Annotated in this window: 17 protein-coding genes and 2 pseudogenes; 9 read left to right on the plus strand and 10 right to left on the minus strand. The window is 64.6% G+C overall.

The features are described from left to right. Positions 1 to 233: 233 nt before the first annotated feature. Positions 234 to 1,136 carry a hypothetical protein gene (locus tag ABZV91_RS12980; protein WP_355239828.1) on the plus strand — a complete coding sequence of 301 codons (903 nt, stop codon included), beginning with the start codon at positions 234 to 236 and terminating at the stop codon, positions 1,134 to 1,136. 331 nt (positions 1,137 to 1,467) lie between these two features. Here the strand turns inward: ABZV91_RS12980 and ABZV91_RS12985 are convergent. The 6 genes and pseudogenes from ABZV91_RS12985 to ABZV91_RS13010 all read right to left on the minus strand — a co-directional run. Continuing rightward, positions 1,468 to 1,695: pseudogene (locus tag ABZV91_RS12985) on the minus strand (leucine zipper domain-containing protein); the annotation flags it as partial. Positions 1,696 to 1,910: 215 nt separating this feature from the next. Next, on the minus strand, positions 1,911 to 2,015 hold the full coding sequence (locus ABZV91_RS12990) for a hypothetical protein (protein ID WP_355239976.1): 105 nt from the start codon (positions 2,013 to 2,015) through the stop codon (positions 1,911 to 1,913). Next, a complete protein-coding gene (locus ABZV91_RS12995; RefSeq protein ID WP_355239987.1) occupies positions 1,991 to 2,185 on the minus strand; it encodes a hypothetical protein in 195 nt (64 codons plus the stop codon). The genes ABZV91_RS12990 and ABZV91_RS12995 overlap by 25 nt, the downstream gene beginning before the upstream one ends. A 375-nt stretch (positions 2,186 to 2,560) precedes the next feature. Next, on the minus strand, positions 2,561 to 3,859 hold the full coding sequence (locus ABZV91_RS13000; protein ID WP_355239831.1) for a cytochrome P450: 1,299 nt from the start codon (positions 3,857 to 3,859) through the stop codon (positions 2,561 to 2,563). A gap of 229 nt (positions 3,860 to 4,088) precedes the next feature. Next, positions 4,089 to 5,699 (minus strand): FAD-dependent monooxygenase, encoded by a 1,611-nt coding sequence (locus ABZV91_RS13005; protein WP_355239834.1) that lies wholly within the window; start codon positions 5,697 to 5,699, stop codon positions 4,089 to 4,091. Between the two features lie 134 nt (positions 5,700 to 5,833). Further along, complete coding sequence (locus tag ABZV91_RS13010; protein WP_355239837.1) at positions 5,834 to 6,121, minus strand: hypothetical protein; 288 nt, start codon at positions 6,119 to 6,121, stop codon at positions 5,834 to 5,836. 485 nt (positions 6,122 to 6,606) lie between these two features. On the opposite strand from ABZV91_RS13010, the gene ABZV91_RS13015 reads away from it, so the two are divergent. After that, positions 6,607 to 7,488 (plus strand): helix-turn-helix transcriptional regulator, encoded by an 882-nt coding sequence (locus tag ABZV91_RS13015; RefSeq protein ID WP_355239840.1) that lies wholly within the window; start codon positions 6,607 to 6,609, stop codon positions 7,486 to 7,488. Beyond that, positions 7,485 to 7,691: a DUF397 domain-containing protein gene (locus ABZV91_RS13020; protein WP_355239843.1), complete on the plus strand. Its 207-nt coding sequence runs from the start codon at positions 7,485 to 7,487 to the stop codon at positions 7,689 to 7,691. The genes ABZV91_RS13015 and ABZV91_RS13020 overlap by 4 nt, the downstream gene beginning before the upstream one ends. A 37-nt stretch (positions 7,692 to 7,728) precedes the next feature. On the opposite strand, the pseudogene ABZV91_RS13025 reads toward ABZV91_RS13020, so the two are convergent. The 3 genes and pseudogenes from ABZV91_RS13025 to ABZV91_RS13035 form a co-directional block, all read right to left on the minus strand. Then, positions 7,729 to 7,836 (minus strand): annotated as a pseudogene (locus ABZV91_RS13025) (IS481 family transposase); the annotation flags it as partial. 106 nt (positions 7,837 to 7,942) lie between these two features. Then, positions 7,943 to 10,450, minus strand: coding sequence for an insecticidal delta-endotoxin Cry8Ea1 family protein (locus tag ABZV91_RS13030; protein ID WP_355239846.1), 2,508 nt, complete (start codon positions 10,448 to 10,450; stop codon positions 7,943 to 7,945). 63 nt (positions 10,451 to 10,513) lie between these two features. Next, positions 10,514 to 10,585, minus strand: coding sequence for a DUF1918 domain-containing protein (locus ABZV91_RS13035; RefSeq protein WP_355239979.1), 72 nt, complete (start codon positions 10,583 to 10,585; stop codon positions 10,514 to 10,516). A gap of 171 nt (positions 10,586 to 10,756) precedes the next feature. On the opposite strand from ABZV91_RS13035, the gene ABZV91_RS13040 reads away from it, so the two are divergent. The 3 genes from ABZV91_RS13040 to ABZV91_RS13050 all read left to right on the plus strand — a co-directional run bounded on the left by ABZV91_RS13040 (position 10,757) and on the right by ABZV91_RS13050 (position 13,800). After that, entirely contained in the window at positions 10,757 to 11,278 is a 522-nt protein-coding gene (locus tag ABZV91_RS13040) for a hypothetical protein (protein WP_355239848.1), read from the plus strand. Positions 11,279 to 12,391: 1,113 nt separating this feature from the next. Then, positions 12,392 to 12,691 (plus strand): hypothetical protein, encoded by a 300-nt coding sequence (locus tag ABZV91_RS13045; RefSeq protein ID WP_355239851.1) that lies wholly within the window; start codon positions 12,392 to 12,394, stop codon positions 12,689 to 12,691. Beyond that, on the plus strand, positions 12,688 to 13,800 hold the full coding sequence (locus ABZV91_RS13050; RefSeq protein ID WP_355239854.1) for a hypothetical protein: 1,113 nt from the start codon (positions 12,688 to 12,690) through the stop codon (positions 13,798 to 13,800). The genes ABZV91_RS13045 and ABZV91_RS13050 overlap by 4 nt, the downstream gene beginning before the upstream one ends. 225 nt (positions 13,801 to 14,025) lie before the next feature. On the opposite strand, the gene ABZV91_RS13055 is transcribed toward ABZV91_RS13050, so the two are convergent. After that, positions 14,026 to 14,304: a hypothetical protein gene (locus ABZV91_RS13055; RefSeq protein ID WP_355239857.1), complete on the minus strand. Its 279-nt coding sequence runs from the start codon at positions 14,302 to 14,304 to the stop codon at positions 14,026 to 14,028. Positions 14,305 to 14,556: 252 nt separating this feature from the next. Between ABZV91_RS13055 and ABZV91_RS13060 the strand changes: the two genes are divergently transcribed. Genes ABZV91_RS13060 through ABZV91_RS13070 form a run of 3 tightly spaced genes read left to right on the plus strand, consistent with a single transcriptional unit; the run spans position 14,557 to position 16,625 of the window. Continuing rightward, complete coding sequence (locus tag ABZV91_RS13060; RefSeq protein ID WP_355239860.1) at positions 14,557 to 15,795, plus strand: MFS transporter; 1,239 nt, start codon at positions 14,557 to 14,559, stop codon at positions 15,793 to 15,795. 27 nt (positions 15,796 to 15,822) lie between these two features. Continuing rightward, positions 15,823 to 16,296: an SRPBCC domain-containing protein gene (locus tag ABZV91_RS13065; RefSeq protein ID WP_355239863.1), complete on the plus strand. Its 474-nt coding sequence runs from the start codon at positions 15,823 to 15,825 to the stop codon at positions 16,294 to 16,296. Next, the gene (locus ABZV91_RS13070) at positions 16,293 to 16,625 is read left to right on the plus strand and encodes a metalloregulator ArsR/SmtB family transcription factor (RefSeq protein ID WP_355239866.1); all 333 of its coding nucleotides are present in this window, start codon (positions 16,293 to 16,295) and stop codon (positions 16,623 to 16,625) included. Before ABZV91_RS13065 ends, ABZV91_RS13070 begins: the two co-directional genes overlap by 4 nt. Positions 16,626 to 16,665 lie beyond the last annotated feature (40 nt).

The following is a 16,665-nucleotide window of genomic DNA, read 5'->3' on the forward strand; positions in this document are numbered from 1 at the left end:
CGTGCCTGTACCTGCCCGTATCTGGGGTTGCATGTCGCTGAGTATCGTCAGCGCGGGTCAGCGTGGGTCAACCGAGAACACTGTTGCCCTGACAACCTCACCACCCGACACACCCGACCCAGCAGCCGCGGAAAATCGAGGTAGGTACTCCCAAGGCTGAAACAAAGACCGACCGGTGCGTATTCTTCAGTCCTGCCCGAGCGCCGGGCGGATCGAGTGATCGGTCACATCCCATGATCAGGAAAATCGATGAGGGAGCAGGTCTTCTCGACAGGTTGATCTCCGTCACAAACAACGTTGCACACATCCGGGCGACTCTGCCACGGGGCGCTGCGCACTACGTGCGGGCCGCAGACTCTGAATTGCACAGTGCCGACAATGCAAAAGTAATACAGCCAGTTCCCGCAACCGCAGGCAATCTGGAGTCGCCACTTCCTGTTCGTCGCCGGGCCGGACAACTCGAAAGGCTGAACACGCAGATTGCAAATGGCCTGACCGAGCGGCACGGTATCCAGACATACGGCTTCGGCAGGCCGGGCCTCGATACCGGCACGATACGGGAAATCGTCAGAGCCATGGACAACATGCTGGCCAAGTATCCACATACCAGAATTCTATCGATAGAAATCGGTGACGTCGATGGAAGTATTGCTCGATCGTTCGAAGACAGATCCTCTCAAACCAGTCTCGTCGGTACCAGAATTGCATTTTCGACAAAGTACGCCTCGAATCCTAGGCTACTATCGGAGGATACGGAACAGGCCATAAATAGGGGCCATTTTTCCCGGCGATCCGAAGGCCCGGCATACAGCGCAATAGTTCACGAATTCGGTCACGCACTAACCTATGAAGGACGGTCGGCCATCGTCGATATAGCTGAAACAAAATTGTTCGAATACTATCGCCGGAAGTATAGCAATCCTGAAAGCGATCTGGAAAAATCCTACAAGGATTGGCTCGGAAAGCTCAGTGGATACAGTTTTTGTAAAGGATATTTTCATCCCATCGAGGCCTTGGCAGAGGCGTTTGCCGACGTCGAGATGAATGGTGTTCGTGCGACCGAACCTGCAAAAGTGCTGCATGAGATGCTGGTGAACTCGGCCCGGTCCGAGTGGCGGAAAGTGAGGTTGACTTGATAGGAAGAGGATTGTCTGTCGATCAGGTTCGACGCAACTTCGATACAAGCTTGGTTCGTGCGCTGGACGGGTTGGCTCCTGGATCCCACACTGGCCTGGGGCCCCATGTCGAGGGCGCATTGATCGCGATAGCCGCAGCGTACCCGGCAGCCACTGACGAGCTCATCGAGAAAGCACGGCGAGAATTCACCCGGGAACTGACCCGATCCGAGCATCAGGAGGGATGACCGAGCGGCAAAGCTTCGACGCCGAGCCACACAAATTCTGGACCATTGAACGCATCGGCGATATCGGCGTTCTCCGCCGCCATCGCGGTGTCTATATACTGTTCGATCCGGGCCACGACTTCGGCCGGCGTTGCCCGGGGCTGGTGATACGGCATCGAGGACCGGTCGACCAGTCCCAGCTCACCGACACGGCGCCACCGATTCACCCACTTCGATGCGCATTGACGGGAAATACCCATTTCGGCGGCGACATGGGCGATGGGGCGGTTGCGGCAGCGTCGGACAAGGCGGCGTCGGCCCTCGACCGACAGCGGGGCATTACCGTGGGTCACGGACGGGTCTTTCCGGTAGCGCGGGCGGAGGATTGGCGTTTTCTATCCCGCCGCCGGAAGACCCGTCCCCTGCACCTCACCTCTGCCCAGGCGTCACCAACCTTATGACCCGCAACACCTAGCCGCCCCGAATTATGCGGAACGCAGGCCTGGGTGACGCCGGGAGTGCGGGCCCGTAGTACCCGTCCGCCCAGAATCCACCCGTGGCGCGGCGGTCATCCGAGCCCGGTTCGTCGTTGCGCAGTCCGCCGGGCGGCGTACGCCACCGCGAGGTTCGTCGCGGCGATGCCCCGACTCAGGACGAGGCCGATGACCTCCAGTGCCCCATCGAGGTGTCCGCACTGGGCCGGCGGGCCAGCCCCACCTCGGCGTGCGTGCGGAGGCCCGGATCGTTCGGCAGCCATTGGTACAGGTCGAACGTTACCGCCTGGTCCGTACTCGGGAAGGACAGTTCGGCGTACACCTGCTCTCTACTCGGTTCGGTCACCATGCTGCAACAATAGGCTCAATCACGCTGCCGGTGAACAGCGTTGGGAATGAGCGCCACCCGCTGAAGGGGTCCCCGCGCCAGGATCCGACGCGCCGTAAACCTCCTGGTAGGTCGTACCGGCTGCGGTTGTGCAGGCGTCCCGGCCTTTCGGGGCGACGACGAGGCCGTGCGGGTCTGGTGATCAGGTGTCCGACTGGCCTGACGCCCCAGGGCGATACCTCTGTGTATGCGTCATCCGAAGCCGGGTCGGATGAGCAGTGGCCGCAGTGACCTCGGGGGCGGATCCGCAGCGGTTCGGGCCGAAACGCGGTCCGATCCGCTGGAATTCTGATTCGTAGAGGGCGAGGGTTTGGTGTATGGCCAGCGAATACCGGATCATTCCCGGTCACCGGTGTCGTGGCGGAGGCCGGTCGGCGGGGTGGGCCGGAAGGTGACCGGTAGGGCGGTGAGCGCCCGGTGGAAGGGTCCGGGCCGCCACACCAGTTCCGTGGGCGCGACCGCGAGCTCCATGTCCGGGACCGCATCCAGGAGCTGGTCGATGGCGTCTTGCACGATCAGGTACGCGATGGTGCGGGCGGGGCAGGCGTGTGGTCCCGCGCTCCAGGCGAGGTGTGCCCTGTTACCGGTGGGGTCGCCGCCGGTCAGGGCGGGGTCGGTATTGGCGGCGGCGAGGCTGATCACCACGGGTTGATGCGCCGGCAACCAAGTATCGCCGAGCAGCAGCGGGGTGTGCGGGTAGGTGGTGCAGAAATTGGCCATCGGGGGGTCGTGGAACAACACCTCGTCGAGCGCGTCGCGGGTGGAGAGACTGCCGCCGAGGAGGCTGCCGCCGAAGCGGGGGTCGGTGAGCATGAGCAGGATGGTGTTGGTGATCAGGTTGGGCTGGGCTTCGCCGCCCGCGCCGTAGAAGCTCATCGACTGCGCCAGTACTTCGCCGTCGTCCAGGTGGTGGGGGTGGGTGAGCAGGCGGGTGGTGGCGTCGTCACCGGGATACCGATGTTTGAGCGCGATCAATTCGGTGAGCGCGGCGTGCATGACGCGCATGCCTTCGGCGGCTCGGACGGTGTCGAAGCGGGCGGCCGTCCCCGAGACGATTCGTTGCCCGATATCGGATGGGCAGCCCATGAGCCGGTTGAGGACGGTGATGACGAGGGGCTGTGCGTAGTCGGTGACCAGTTCCGCGGACCCGGACGCAGCGAAGGTGTCGATCAACGGGACGGCCACCTGTTCCACCGTCGCGTGCAGGGCATGGGTGTCGATGGCGTCGATGGCGGCCGTGGCAGTCTGCCGGTAGCGGGTGTGCGCGATCCCGGTGTTGTAACGGGCCGCGGGTTGCCAGCGCATCATCGGCAGGACCGGGCAGTCGGCGGGGACCGTGTGCTGCCAGGTGCGTGGGTCGGTGGGGAAGTGGTCGGGGTCGTGCAGGATGCGGCGTGCGGTGTGATAGCCGAGGACGAGGGTGGCGGGGACTCCGGGCGCGAGTTCGACGGGTGCGAGATCACCGAACTGTTTCCGCATCATGCGGTAGGCGCCGTGGGGATCGGCAGCGAATTCCGGGGTGTGGAGGGGTACCCGGGAACCGGTCTCGGCGGGGATGCCGGGCACGACCGGGCAGCCGGCCGGCGATCCGGAGTGGGGGAGCGAGATCGAGGGTGGCGAAGCGGACGAGGGCATGGCGGTTTCTTTCCGGAAGACAGCGGGTTGGTCGGGGCGGTGGTCCCTGGGGTCGAACAACGTGCGGCGCTGTTCGGGGGCCGGCACCCGATCTCGACCGGGCAGGCCAGGCGGGGCGACGCGGGCGGGAGAGACGGGTGGGCCGGGCAGGCGGGCGAATCCAAGGGCGGGAGTCGCCGGAATGCCGACGGTGCGGCGGGTTCTGCGGCGGCAGTGGCCGGTATGCGGATCAGGCGAAGGTCGCGCGTAGGGCGGTGTGCAGGGTGTGGTGCTCGGTGGTCCGGCAGCGGTGGGCCAGATAGCCGTCGGGCCGGATCAGGCATGCCGCGTCGGTGTCCGGGGCGCCGTAGAGTTCGTGGACCCGGAAGCTGTCGGCGGTGATCGCGTCGGCCGGGATCGGCCGGTGGTGGCCGGGGACAGTGATCACCACCGGTTCGACCCGGTGGCCGAATTGCGGAGACAGCCGGTGGACCAGCGCCGCGGTGTGTGCGGCCGCGCTCGGGTCGCGGTGGGTGATCAGCAGGGTGTGGCCGGGACGCCGCAGCATCTCGTACAGGCGCAGCCGTGGGGTGATCTCCACATCCGGCGCCCGGTCCCCGGCCCCGAGACCGTCCAACCGGGTGTGCCCGGGTGGTGCGTAGATTTCACCGGTCGCCGGATACCGGTAGGCGAGGCCGGAGATCCGGGCGACCGCCCGGTCGGTGAACCCCGGTTCGCGGGCGAGGGCCATCCGTTCGGCGAGGGGCATACCGTGGTTCATCAACACCGAATGCAATTCGTGCGTACCCGCGTTCACCTGTTCGGCGATCGGGCGCCGTTCCGCCTCGTACGAATCCAGCAGCGCGTCCGGGGAATCGCCGTGGACCACCGCAGCCAGTTTCCATCCCAGATTGAACGCATCCTGCATCGAGGTGTTCATCCCCTGCCCACCGGCCGGGGAGCGTTCGTGCCCGGCGTCCCCGCACACCAGGACACGCCCGTTCCGGTACCGGGAGGTCAATCGCCGCCGGGTACGGAACACGGAGGTCCATTCCGGGGTCCCCAATCGCACCGCGCCCCCGAAGTGCTCGTCGACGACGGCCTGAAAAGCGTGCACCGACGTATCCGCGTCCCGCGCGTCGCCGGTATCGCTGATCAACACTCGCCACACACCGTCCGGCAGTGCGGTCGTGAGCAGCATCCGATCACGGGTGACGCGGTAATCGACACCTCCGGCCTGCACCGGCCAGTCCGGTCGCACCCGGAGCGGGACGTCCATCATCCGCATCGCGGTGCCCGCGTACTCGACACGATCGGCCTGCGCGCCGAGCGAGGTGGCGACGGTGCTGTGTACCCCGTCGCAGCCGACCAACCAGGGCGGGCGCGCTGTTTCCACGCGTCCGGACCGCGTATCCCGCACCGTCGCGGTGACCTCGCCGCCGGGGCCGATATCTACGGTGACGAGTTCACGCTGCCAGTCGATGGCCCCGCCCAGTCCGGTGAACCGGCGCCGCAGTATCTCCTCGGTATCTTTCTGGCTCAAGGCCCGGTAATACGGGTACCGGCTGTCGAGACCGGTGAAATCCAGGCGCACCTTCTCCGCGGCGCCGTGGAAGTGATAGTCCATCCACTCACCCCGCAGGCCGCGGTCCTGGAACTCGTCGACCACCCCCGCCAGTTCGAGGAGTTCCAGGGTACGGGCGTGCACGGTGAACGACCGTGATGTGGTGACCGGGCCGTCCAGCTTGTCGATGACGCGGGCATCCACACCCCGGCGCAAGAGTTCGATGCCGAGAGTGAGGCCGGACGGACCGGCCCCGACAACGAGAACGGGACGCTCGGGGACAGGTGAAGAAGACATGACGGAACACACTCCAGACAGTCGAGATCGAGAAGTGGACTCGTGTACTCGCGCGCGGCGCGAGCGAGGGCCGGGAATTTCCCGGTGGGAGATATCCGGTGGGCGCTGTATCGGTTACCGCGACGACCGGCGGGTCATGACCCGGATTCGAGTACCCCGGCGGCGGTGATCAAGTCCGCGAACCGGGTCACCGTCCGCCACGAGGGCGACCGGGCTTCGTGGATGCCGAGATGCGGAACCAGCACCACGTCGGCATCGTGATCGAGCGCGTGATGGGCGGCGATCATCGGCGCATGCACCGAACCGGCACCGATATAGGCCGTGAACACCACACGGAGACCATGTATTTCGCACAATCGGTCGATATCGCCGCTGTCGCTGCCGTGGGCACGCACGGCCACCGCACGCCGCGGGACACTCACGTGCGGATCCGCACGATATGGTCGCCGGCCGATGCCTTCGGCCGGTGGCCTGCCGGTGCGCGGCGAACCGATGGGTGCACGCGCGGTTGTCGCGCCGCGCCGGCACGCGGCGGTCGATCGGCCGGGCTATCGAGTTGTCCTGCTCCGTATTTCGTCATGGCTGAGGCTCCCGATCGACGGGTGTGGGTGGTGGGCCCGGCGGCCGGGGGCGACGACATGGAGTCGTGCCGTTTGATCGTTCGATGATTCGCGGTAATGTCTCGAACCGGTCGCGCCTGGGATGGGGATCTTTGTGGGCGGCTTCTCGATTCGAGCTTCCCGGCTGCCGGGTGAATCCAGCACACCACTGGACAAGCAACCGAATCAAGCGCAGTCTGCAATTGCGCTGAAGTATCTCCAAAGGGCCAGAGCGGTTGTCACACCTGCGTACAAGGCTTGCAGCGTGCAAACGACCATCGCTCCTGATGCAAAGCGAGGAACCTCCTGTGCCAGAGAACAGCTCGACCACCCTGCCCCGCCGCCAGCTCGGTCGTTACCTCCGGGAAGCCCGCGAAGCGGTCAATATGAACCTCGACGATGTGGCGCCGCTCATGCAGCTCTCGGTGAGCACGCTGTCGCGAATAGAGCGGGGTCTTACCGGTATTCGGGTGCCGGATGTGGAAGCGCTCTGCCGCATCTACGGCATCGATGACCCCGGCGTTATCGCGGGATTGATCGGGCTGGCGAAGCAGGCGGCAGTCAAGAACTGGTGGCAGGAGTTCGACGATGTCGTGTCTCGCGGGTTCGACCTCTACGTCGGACTCGAGTCATCAGCCAAACACCTGACCATCTACCGACCAGATATGTTGTCCGGCCTCTTTCAGACACCGGACTATGCTCGCGCGCTCGATCGAATCTACATGCCGGAAGTTACCGAAGAGATCCGGGAAAGGCGTACCCAACTCAAGAGCAAGCGTCAGGCGCTGATCACCCGCAAGACCAAGCCCGCCACTGTGGACCTTATAGTCCACGAGTCCGTCCTGCGTACTGCGGTCGGTGGCGCCAAGGTAATGCGGGAGCAGCTGAACCGGTTGGCGAATATGCCTGCCAATGTGACGGTATCCGTGCTGACCTTCATGGCGGGGTTTCCTGCGGGCGTCGCGACCGGCCCGTTCACGATCCTCGAGTTCGGCCGGGACGCCAGGGGACGGGAGAGCTCGCCCACGGTCGTCTACATCGAGTCCTACGCGGGCGATGTGTACCTGGAACGTGCCAAGGACGTGGGCCGGTATCGTCAGGCGTACGACGCCATCCGGCAATCGTCGCTTGATGTTGCAGCCAGCAAGAGCCTGATAAGGCAAATAGCAGCCAGGGAGTACCGAGCATGACCGCAGACCAGTCCACGGCCCGGTGGTTCAAATCGAGCCACAGCGCACCTGACAAGGACTGTGTGGAGGCCGCCTTCCTCGACGGTGGCATGGTCGGTGTGCGCGATTCGAAGAACCCGGCCGGCCCCGCTCTCGTCTTCGCCCCGGCCGAATGGGACACCTTCACCGCAACCCTGCGAACCGGCGATCTCGACCGCCCATAGGATTGCCGGCGCGGCGGCCTGCACGGTTTCCCTCCGGGACCTGGAACCGTTCGGCCGCGCGTCGTAGTGGCCGGCCGTCCTCGACGACACAACGAGCCGGCCGTAACCGGCCCAATTCCGACAGCGGGGCGTTACGGTGGGACACGAAGACCTCCGATGGATGGGTGCGTTACTGGACAGCTCGCACTTCACTCGGAGGTCTTCGTTTTGTCAGCTCGACACAGCGTCACCAACGTCCATGGTCATAACATCTAGAGCGTGGCGGGGTTGGTCGTGAGGTCGTCGTTGGTGAGTAGGAGGTGATTGTCGAGGGTGATGTCGGTGGGGGCGATGCGTCCGCTGGTGGATGTGAGGGTGAAAGTGATCGTTTCACCGGGGGTCGGGGGTGTGGCGGCGATGATCGTCGCTCGGGTGCCGCGGTCGGTGGTGGTGTGAGTGAGTTCGAGTCCGGCGTCGCTGTCGAGGACGAGTCCGTTACCGGTTTCGGCGGGCAGCATCAGCCGCAGGGTCCATGGGCCCGGGATTGCTTCCCCGGCGGTGGGGTTGTGCAAGATGAATTCTGTGGTGGCGGAGTATCCGAGGGGGGACGAGTCCGTCCACAGCGACGGCAGTTGATCAACGAGCGCGTCGCCGAGGACCGGCGCGGGCGCGAGTACCCACCGGGTCGCCTGGACTCGATCGGACTGGCCCTCGACCAGGGGGCCGTCGGCCACCGTGGCGTAGTGGTCGCGACCTTGGCCGCGGCAGCCCATCATCCAGGTGCCGTCGGTGCCTTGGGGATCGGTGCCGTTGCCGGTGCCCGAGGCCGGGTTCGGATGCAAGTCCCACACGTGGTCGTCGGTCGCGGGCTCGTCCGCATCGACGAGGCGCAGGCCATCGGGGCTGTGTTGCAGCCGTTGCCCACTGTAGGCATTGACCAGGATCCACCCGCCGTCCTCGGTTGCGGAGACGACCCAGTCACGACTCCGGGAGCCCGCACCCTCACGCACCACCGGCCGTGGACTACCGGTCAGCGTGTAGTGATCCACATCCAGAAAGCCGCCACTGTCGGCGTCGATGACGTGGTACTCCTGCCCGGACACCGGCTTCGGCCGGACGTTGAAGGAATTGAAAGTGTCATGCCCTGGGGCCGGTTTGAAGCTGGCCATCATGCAGTTCGCCTGCCCGAGGGAATTCTGACTCAGGATCCGTAACTGAGAAAGGGCGAAACCGGGAATGCTGCATTCGAGTTTGGTATCTTCATCCTCGCGGATGCCGATAGAATCTGTATCGCCTACCGAATCTGCGACATCCACACGGTGAAAGCGGGTATCGTGGAGTCCCCGGGATTGCGGTTTCGAACAGTAGAGTGTGAGGTCGGCGATATAGAAAGGGATAAGGACTGGAGTAGGGAAGAATGATTCTTTCTTTTGCCACGGCGGCCGTGCGGGGGTCCGGCGATTCACTCTCCTGCCCGTTCCCGAAGTGTTATTTCCGTTGTGGGAACATTGGTCGATCAGTGAATATTCAACGGTCCGGGATGATCCCCATGAACTGACTGTTTTGGTTCCGAAATCTGCACCGATTTCCAACCACCGTAGAGGTTCGCTGGTTCGCGGCTTTTTGGGGCCTGGCCAGTTCGAGTCTATCCATCGGCGGAAATCCGTACTTTGGTCGTAGCCGAACGGGCCGAAGTGGAGCTCGATTTCCCGGGGTATGTCGACGGGTTTCCAGTCGGGATCCTCCATGTAGGGCCAGAGGAGGGTGAATTCGTAGGCGCTGATGTACATGATGCGCGCGTAGCCGATGTTGCAGCTCCAGTGAGGCATGGGGCGCTTCTGGCCCTCGTCATAGGTCTTGCGAACATAGTCGACGTATTTCTCGATGCCCTCTTTGAGTTCACTCTTTGTTACTCGAGTATCTCCTTCGGAGATTTTGAGTTTCTTGGCGAACTTGAGCTTTTCGCGCAGTAGCATCAGGTGCATGTTCGCCGCCATGGCAAAGTAAGGAAGTGCATCGAAACGATACTGCCCTACTGTGAGATCGGGGATACGGTTGTTGAGATAGCGGATCGCGCCGTTCAGTTCCTCGTCGGTGCGCCGCACATCCCAGACATCTGTTCCGTACTGCTTGGCATATTTGCGATAGTAGTTGACGCTTCTATGCATACCTTCCAGAATCTGCTTGGCGGATTCGTTGTAGAAGCCCTGGATCTCTTGCTTGGTGACCTCTCGTATCAGCCGGATGAGGGCTTCCTGTTTCTCTTTCTCTTCCTCTCGAGTAAAAGGACATATCGAATCCATGAGCATTCCGACGGCTGAACCCAGGATGCCGCCGATTACAGGCACGAACCCGAGCCCCATGCAGATTGCCTGTTTATTGGCCCAGAAAATCCCGGCCAAAAATTGTTCTTCGCTGATCCCCGAGGTCGGTGCGGCTTCGGTTCGAACGTCTTGCAGTTCCTTTTCATCAGTTGCGATCACACCTCCGCTCGAACGCTGCGGTGGATACGTCGGATGCTCATCGGTTTCGGACATCGAAAACTCCTCCGTGGAATGTGGAAGGAACATGTCGACGGCGCCGGTGTGTCGCGGCGTGCTCACGGGCGGGTGGGCGCTGTCGTGGATAACACCCCGGCTGCTACAAGACACCGGCGTGCCGGTCGAACAGCGGCAGTGCATCGCCTCGCCCGTGATCGCTTCCAGACCGAGGATGCGCAGGCACCCCGCGCAGGTGACCGCGGCGTAGGCCGGGTGCCGGCCCGGACCGATATCGGTCATGGACGCCGACCATGCGGACCCCTGTCCGGCAATGCGGCCGCCCGTCGCGCGCGACCACCGGCGTCAGCCCGGTCTGATCAGACAATCCGGCCCGGGAAAGATCAGGCCCTCGTGTCCATCCTCGAACCGCACCACTTATGGGGGTGCGGTGTTGGCGCCCCGAATCTCGGTGATCTCCCCGTCTGATCGATCACGCCCACATCGTGGCTTCGTATCCTCAGTTGGTTTCCGACGTTCGCGTGCATCGAGCAACCTCCCTCTGTGCCGTTGTTGTGCACCAGCCGAGCAGTCACCACGACACCCAGTATGAACGGCATGATCCCGGTTTCGAACGAACATCGGTGCGGCGGCGATCCGGGGCGGCCCGCCGGCGCGCCCGGATCTCCATTTCTCGGCGGTGCCGGGGGCGATGCCCAACAGGTCGCTCATGACCATGGATGGGAGTTCTCCGGCGGCGGTGATCATGGCGGTGTTGCGGGCGGTCCGGATCGGAAGTCCGTGGTCGGCGCCCATTTCTCGCAAGGCGTGGGGATGACGTGGGCGGCCCGGTGGTCGGCCGGGAAACAGGTAGGCGGGTCCGTGTGCTCCTGGTCTGATCATCGTTTGGATGGCGTCGGAGGCGATGAGCCGGTCGATCAAGCGAGCCAGGGTCGGTGGAAGCAGGACGGGGTGGCGGTCGATGGTGAGGTAGGCGCCGGTGTCGTCGCGGTGGATTCGGTCGGTGGTGAACTCGACGATGAGGACCAAGGGCAGGGCACAAAGCCTGATCAGTGCTCCCGCGACTCGTGCTGCCAGCGGGATGGATTCGTCGGTCAGGCAACGGTGTAGTTGCTGTTGGTGGGCTTCGAAGTCTCGAAAGTGGTTTGGGCAGTCCGCTGATTTGGGTAGGAATGTCGAGGCCGGCGGCGAATCCGCGAGATTGGAGCCAGCGGAAGAACACATCGACCGGGTGGGATTTCGATGGGTGGGAGAGCACGAACTCGTCGATGTGATGATCAGATGCGCCGAATCGGGAGCCATCGGAGTCACCCCACTGTTGTATCCAGCGCAACAACGATGCATCAGGGGTCAGCACCAGGTCACCCCCACCGCCTCAGCTGTCTCCCAACCCGATTGGACAGCCGCCACCAGCGCAAACCGTGGTTTCACCAACCTGCCGAATATTGCATCGGATGCAATTCCGCCTCCTTTCCGGCGTAAACAAGAACTGGTTGACACCGCCCAGATACCCGGCGCACGGCGTTCAATTCACTTCCTGGGCCTTCACCGACCGTGCCCGCAAGTCGGGCTGGTGCCGTGGAACCGGGGGAACATCACACTCGGCGAACCGGGTTCCGGGCAGGTGTGCCGACCGATCCGAAATTGAGCCGAGGGCCTCAACCGGGTGGTTTCAGGCCCTCGGCAAGGCGCCGTTCCCACGCCAGCGGGAGGCACCGGAACCCATGCTCGACTGCATCCCACTGCGCGAGTCCGGGAACGAGGACAACGGCAGCGACCGATCTCCTCTCCAGGAACTGTATGTGTCCGAGACGGCGGCGGAGTGTCCGGCGGGTCATCCATCGACGTCCGGCAGCCGGTGCCGGGTTCTACCGGCGGTTTCGCTGCACAGTTCTGGACGGAAAACTCATTCCGTCGGCCGATTCCGGACATCTGGACCCTGCCCGGCCGATTCCGGACACCGGCTGGACACGGCGCGCGGTCCCCGGAGGTGTCCTGGTCTGCACACCGAATCTCGGTGGCGGGCCTGCGGCCAGTTGATGTGCGGTTTCATGGGAATCGACAACTTCACACGAGCGAGAGCGGCCGGGCCGAGAACGCCAGCTCGACCCGGATAGCCGACCACCGCAACTGTTTCAGTCTCGACTGCATCCCACCCATGAGCCCGTGCGCCAGCCGCTGGGCCCGAGCGATTCGCCCCCAGGGGCGAGTGAAGGACCGAGCATGACCCACAACCAACCCTCCCGGCCGACGCGGTCTCGCCCACGCAAGCCGGGGCAGCCACCCCCACCGACATGGACGTGGCCTGCCGCGCTGGTCGTCTCCGTACTCGTGCCGGTGACTGTCGTTTTCACGTTCCTGCTCATCACCTCAGGTGTGGAGGCCACACTCGCCTGCGTCCTGGCGTTGGCCGTGGTCACCGGCGTCGTGGTCTGTGTCGTGCCCGCTTGCCCGGCCAGTGCGGCAGCCCGCCGGTGGGGGCGTGCGGCGGCCACACTGCTCGGCGCGGAGGAGACGAAATGACCGACCGAGGACCGGCCTCGACCGCGGAATTCCTGGCTCTGCTGCGGCAGATGGCCCAGCAGTCCCCGCGCAGCAAAGGCCAGATCGCGGCGTTCTCCGAGATCCCGCGCAGCACCGCCTACAGCTTCATGTCACCGACCAACACCGCTCTGCCCTCCAACCCCGACCAAGTCCGCAAATACGCCAAGGCCTGCGGGCTGGACGAACCCCAGGTCGAGCAATTGATGCGATGGTGGAAACGACTCGACACCATCCGAAGCCGATCCGTCGACGCGGAAACCCTCCATCCCACCTCGCCGGTGGCCGAAGAGGACACAATGAATCGGCCCGGGCCCAGCCTGGCCGATATCCTCGACGCCGGTGACCTCGGCCGAAGTGTTCACATCGCCGGCGATGTGAACATCACCTACACCGGAAACCCTCACAACCGCAGTGGATCCTCGGGCTATCAGCGATTCCTACCCACCTGGGACTCCCCCGCACCCGGCCGCGGGAGACTGTTGCTCGCCCTGCTTCCGGCCGCCGTGGCGATGCTGCTCGCCACGATCAGCCTGCACGACCACTTCGCAGCGCCGTGGCCGACCGGTGTGGCCGCCGCAATCGGTGCGGTCCTGCTGGGTCTCGCCTGCTACGCACTACACGAACCCCAGCGGCCCGCCTGGCAGACCATGCTCACCTGGCAAGCAATGCCACCCGCCGCCACCGCCGCAGGGTTCGGGCTCGTCGTCGGACTGAGCACCGACGAGTTGTTCCTCGGCCTGATCTTCACCGCCACGACCTTCCCGATCCTGCTGCTGTGGCTGATCACGGTCGATATCTCGGACCTGCGACTGCTCAGCGACCACTACCCCGGCATCACCGTGTTCACCCTCGCGGCGGGTATCACCGCCGGCGCCGTCATCGCCTGGCTCGACTACCCCACCTACTGCGGCATCGCCACCGCTCTCCTCGCCTCGGCAGCCACCGCGACACTGTTCTCCCAGTACGCGACCGAACCACTCTGGGAACGACGCAACACAGAATCCCGCATCCGCCGCGGCGCGCCCTGGAACGAGCTACCACCCTCCCTACGACGAGAACTTCCACCCAATCCAGAACATCACGACTGATCCCAGCCCGCGGAGCCGACCAAGGTGGCGAATTGACAATGCTCGGCGACCTCGCCACCTTCCGGACGAAGCTGTCGAGACCGGTTGGGCAACCCATCCAGCTAGGCGTTTCCGCCAAACGCTGAAGATTCGAAACAATGATCGTTTTAAAGACTTATCGACAGCCAGGATCCAATGTTGAGCGTGTTCGCGCTGGTCGAAGTCCTGGTTGAACAGGGTCACGCCTCAGGACCCTCCTGTACGCAGCTTCTCCCAGCGATCCCAGTGGTCGTTCCAGTACTGCATCAGATAGTCGCGGTAGTACTTGCCGTCAGTACTTCTGCGTTCGCTCCCGTAGAGCGTGGCGATCTCGTCGCGCGCGTGTGATCGAGACAGCTGTTCACCAACGAGAAGTGAGGTCGAGGATCCGTTCCGTCGAGCACGGCCGGGGTCTGCCGCAAGAGCCGCCACCGCGCGGCGACCTGCTGGTGGGCGTTCCACGACGACGAACCGTTGGTCGCGCAAAAGCTGGGCATCCTGCTCGATCTCGTTCGCAAGGAATCGCCCGGCGGAGGCACTTCGGCCGCAGCACCCTGGAAAGCGCCGGCTCTCCCGTATCCACGGTGAGCTCGGCACCTCCGTCGCATCGGGTTCGTCACCATCTCCACCTCTGCGGAAGCTCGGTCGAACAACTAGTGCAATCCTAGGGTTGCAAGTCGCCGAATAGTGTGTCAAGGTTTACTGCAATCGCTAGGTTGCATGTCCTCGGAGGTTCCGATGCTCGATCGACAGGGTTGTTCAGAATCAGGTCGTCCACGGGCGGCGATCGCCCTGGGCGCGTTGTTCGCGGGAACGCTCGTCATGGGGTGCGCCGAGATGCTCGTGATGGGCATGCTCGACCTCATGGCTACGGACCTGGCTGTCCCGCTCCCGGCAGTGGGAGGGCTGGTGTCGGCGAATGCGCTCGGGATTGCGATCGGCGGGCCGATGCTGACGGTTCTTACCTCTCGGCTCGACCGGCGGCCGGTGCTGCTGGCCGCGCTCGCCGTGTTCACCGTGTTGAACCTGCTGCCCGCCCTCGGTGCCGGCCTGGAGGCATTCATTGCCGCCCGGGTCGTTATCGGCGCGGTGGAGGGGCTGTTCATCGCAGCCGCCATCACCACGGCGACCTCGATCGTGCCCCCGGAACGAGCCGGCCGGGCGATGGCGGTGGTCATCTCCGGTTTCGCTGTCTCCGGCGCGGTGGGGATGCCGCTGGGCCGGCTCCTCGGCGAAGCCGTGGGCTGGCGCGTATCGTTCCTCGCCGTCGTCCTGGCGGCCACCGCCGTTCTCCTGATCGCCTTGCTCGTGGTGCCCCGGGTGGCGACCGAGAGCGAGGTCGGAATGCTGGGCCGACTACGGTTCGCTTTTGCCCCACGTGTGCTCGCCGTGCTTGCTGTCGGCGTGCTTCTGTTCGCGGGCGTCTCGGCGGCGCTGACCTATCTCGTTCCGTTCTTGGAGGGTGTGGCCGGGATCTCCGGGCCCTGGATCGGGGCATGCCTGATGGGCTTCGGTATCGCCGCCGCGGTCGGGTCGTTCGCTGGTGGGAAGTTCGCCGACACCGGTGCCGCACGGGCCCTGATCATCGGCGCCGGCGGCGTATCGGCTTCGCTTGTCGCGATGGTTCTCTGGGGAGCGAGCCCGCTGGTCGCAGTGTTCGCGGTACTAGGTCTCGGCATGTGTAGTTCAGGCATCACGAGCCCCTGGCAGCACCGCGTCGAGCACCTCGCCGGGCCCGGTGCGATCGTCGCGGCCTCCCTGCCTGCGTCCGCAGGGAACCTCGGGGACGCCATCGGCGCCTTCTCCGGAGGGCACGCGATCGACACCGGCGGCATCCCGGTAGCAATCCTCACCGCCGCGATTCTCGCGACCGTCTCCATCGCCGCCGCGATCGCCGGCCGCTCCCTGCGCCCCGCATCGTTGCTGCAGGCTGAACCGGCCCCGACCCTGGAACCCGAGCCCGCCACCGTCCACTGAACGCCGAAAAGAGAGAAGAGAAAGCTCATGGAGAACACGCAGAACCCTCAGGCTGTGATCGATGCCGACACCTTCAGTGTGCACCGCACGATCCACATCAACGCGCCCCGGGAGAAGGTCTGGCGCACCGTCACCGATCCCGAGCTGATCTCGCAGTGGTTCGGCCAGATCACCCTCACCGGTACCGGCGCCGGCGCCCTCGGCACGATCGGCTGGCCAGGTGAGCGCCGGGTGCCGATCCGTGTCGATACTTTCAACCCTCCGTCGGAGGTGTCCTACCGCTGGTGCAACGAGGAAGGCCCGCTGCCGGAGACGGTCGACGAACGGCGTTCGACGGTCTTCCGCTTCACCCTCGAGGCGGCCTCCGGCGGCACTCGGCTCACCGTCGTCGAGACGGGCTTCGAGCACACCGGCAACCCGGCAGGGCTCATGGCCGACCATCGTGGCGGCTGGGACGAAGAACTCGACAAGCTCGTCGCCCTGCTCGAGCACAGCTCATGAGCACCGGCAGTCTCGTTGACCAGGCCGTGGTGAACATGTGCAGTGCGCTCGGCGACGAAACCCGGTGGAGTATCCTCGCCGTCCTCGGTGAGGGCGACGCCTCGGCGTCCGCCCTTGCCCGGCGACTACCCGTCACCCGGCAAGCCATCGCCAAGCACCTCGCCGTGCTTCGCGAGGTCGGCCTCGTGGAGACTGTCCAGGCCGGGCGCGAGGTGCAGTACCGGGTCATCGGCACCGGGCTCAGCACCACGGCCCGCCGCCTCGATGCCATCGGCACCGCATGGGACCGTCGCCTCGCCGCCATCAAGCACATTGCCGAGAACCTCTGACCCACTCGCGACACCGAGAACTCACCCGACCACAACACCG

This window comes from Nocardia sp. NPDC004568 (assembly GCF_040609955.1).
Lineage (GTDB): Bacteria > Actinomycetota > Actinomycetes > Mycobacteriales > Mycobacteriaceae > Nocardia.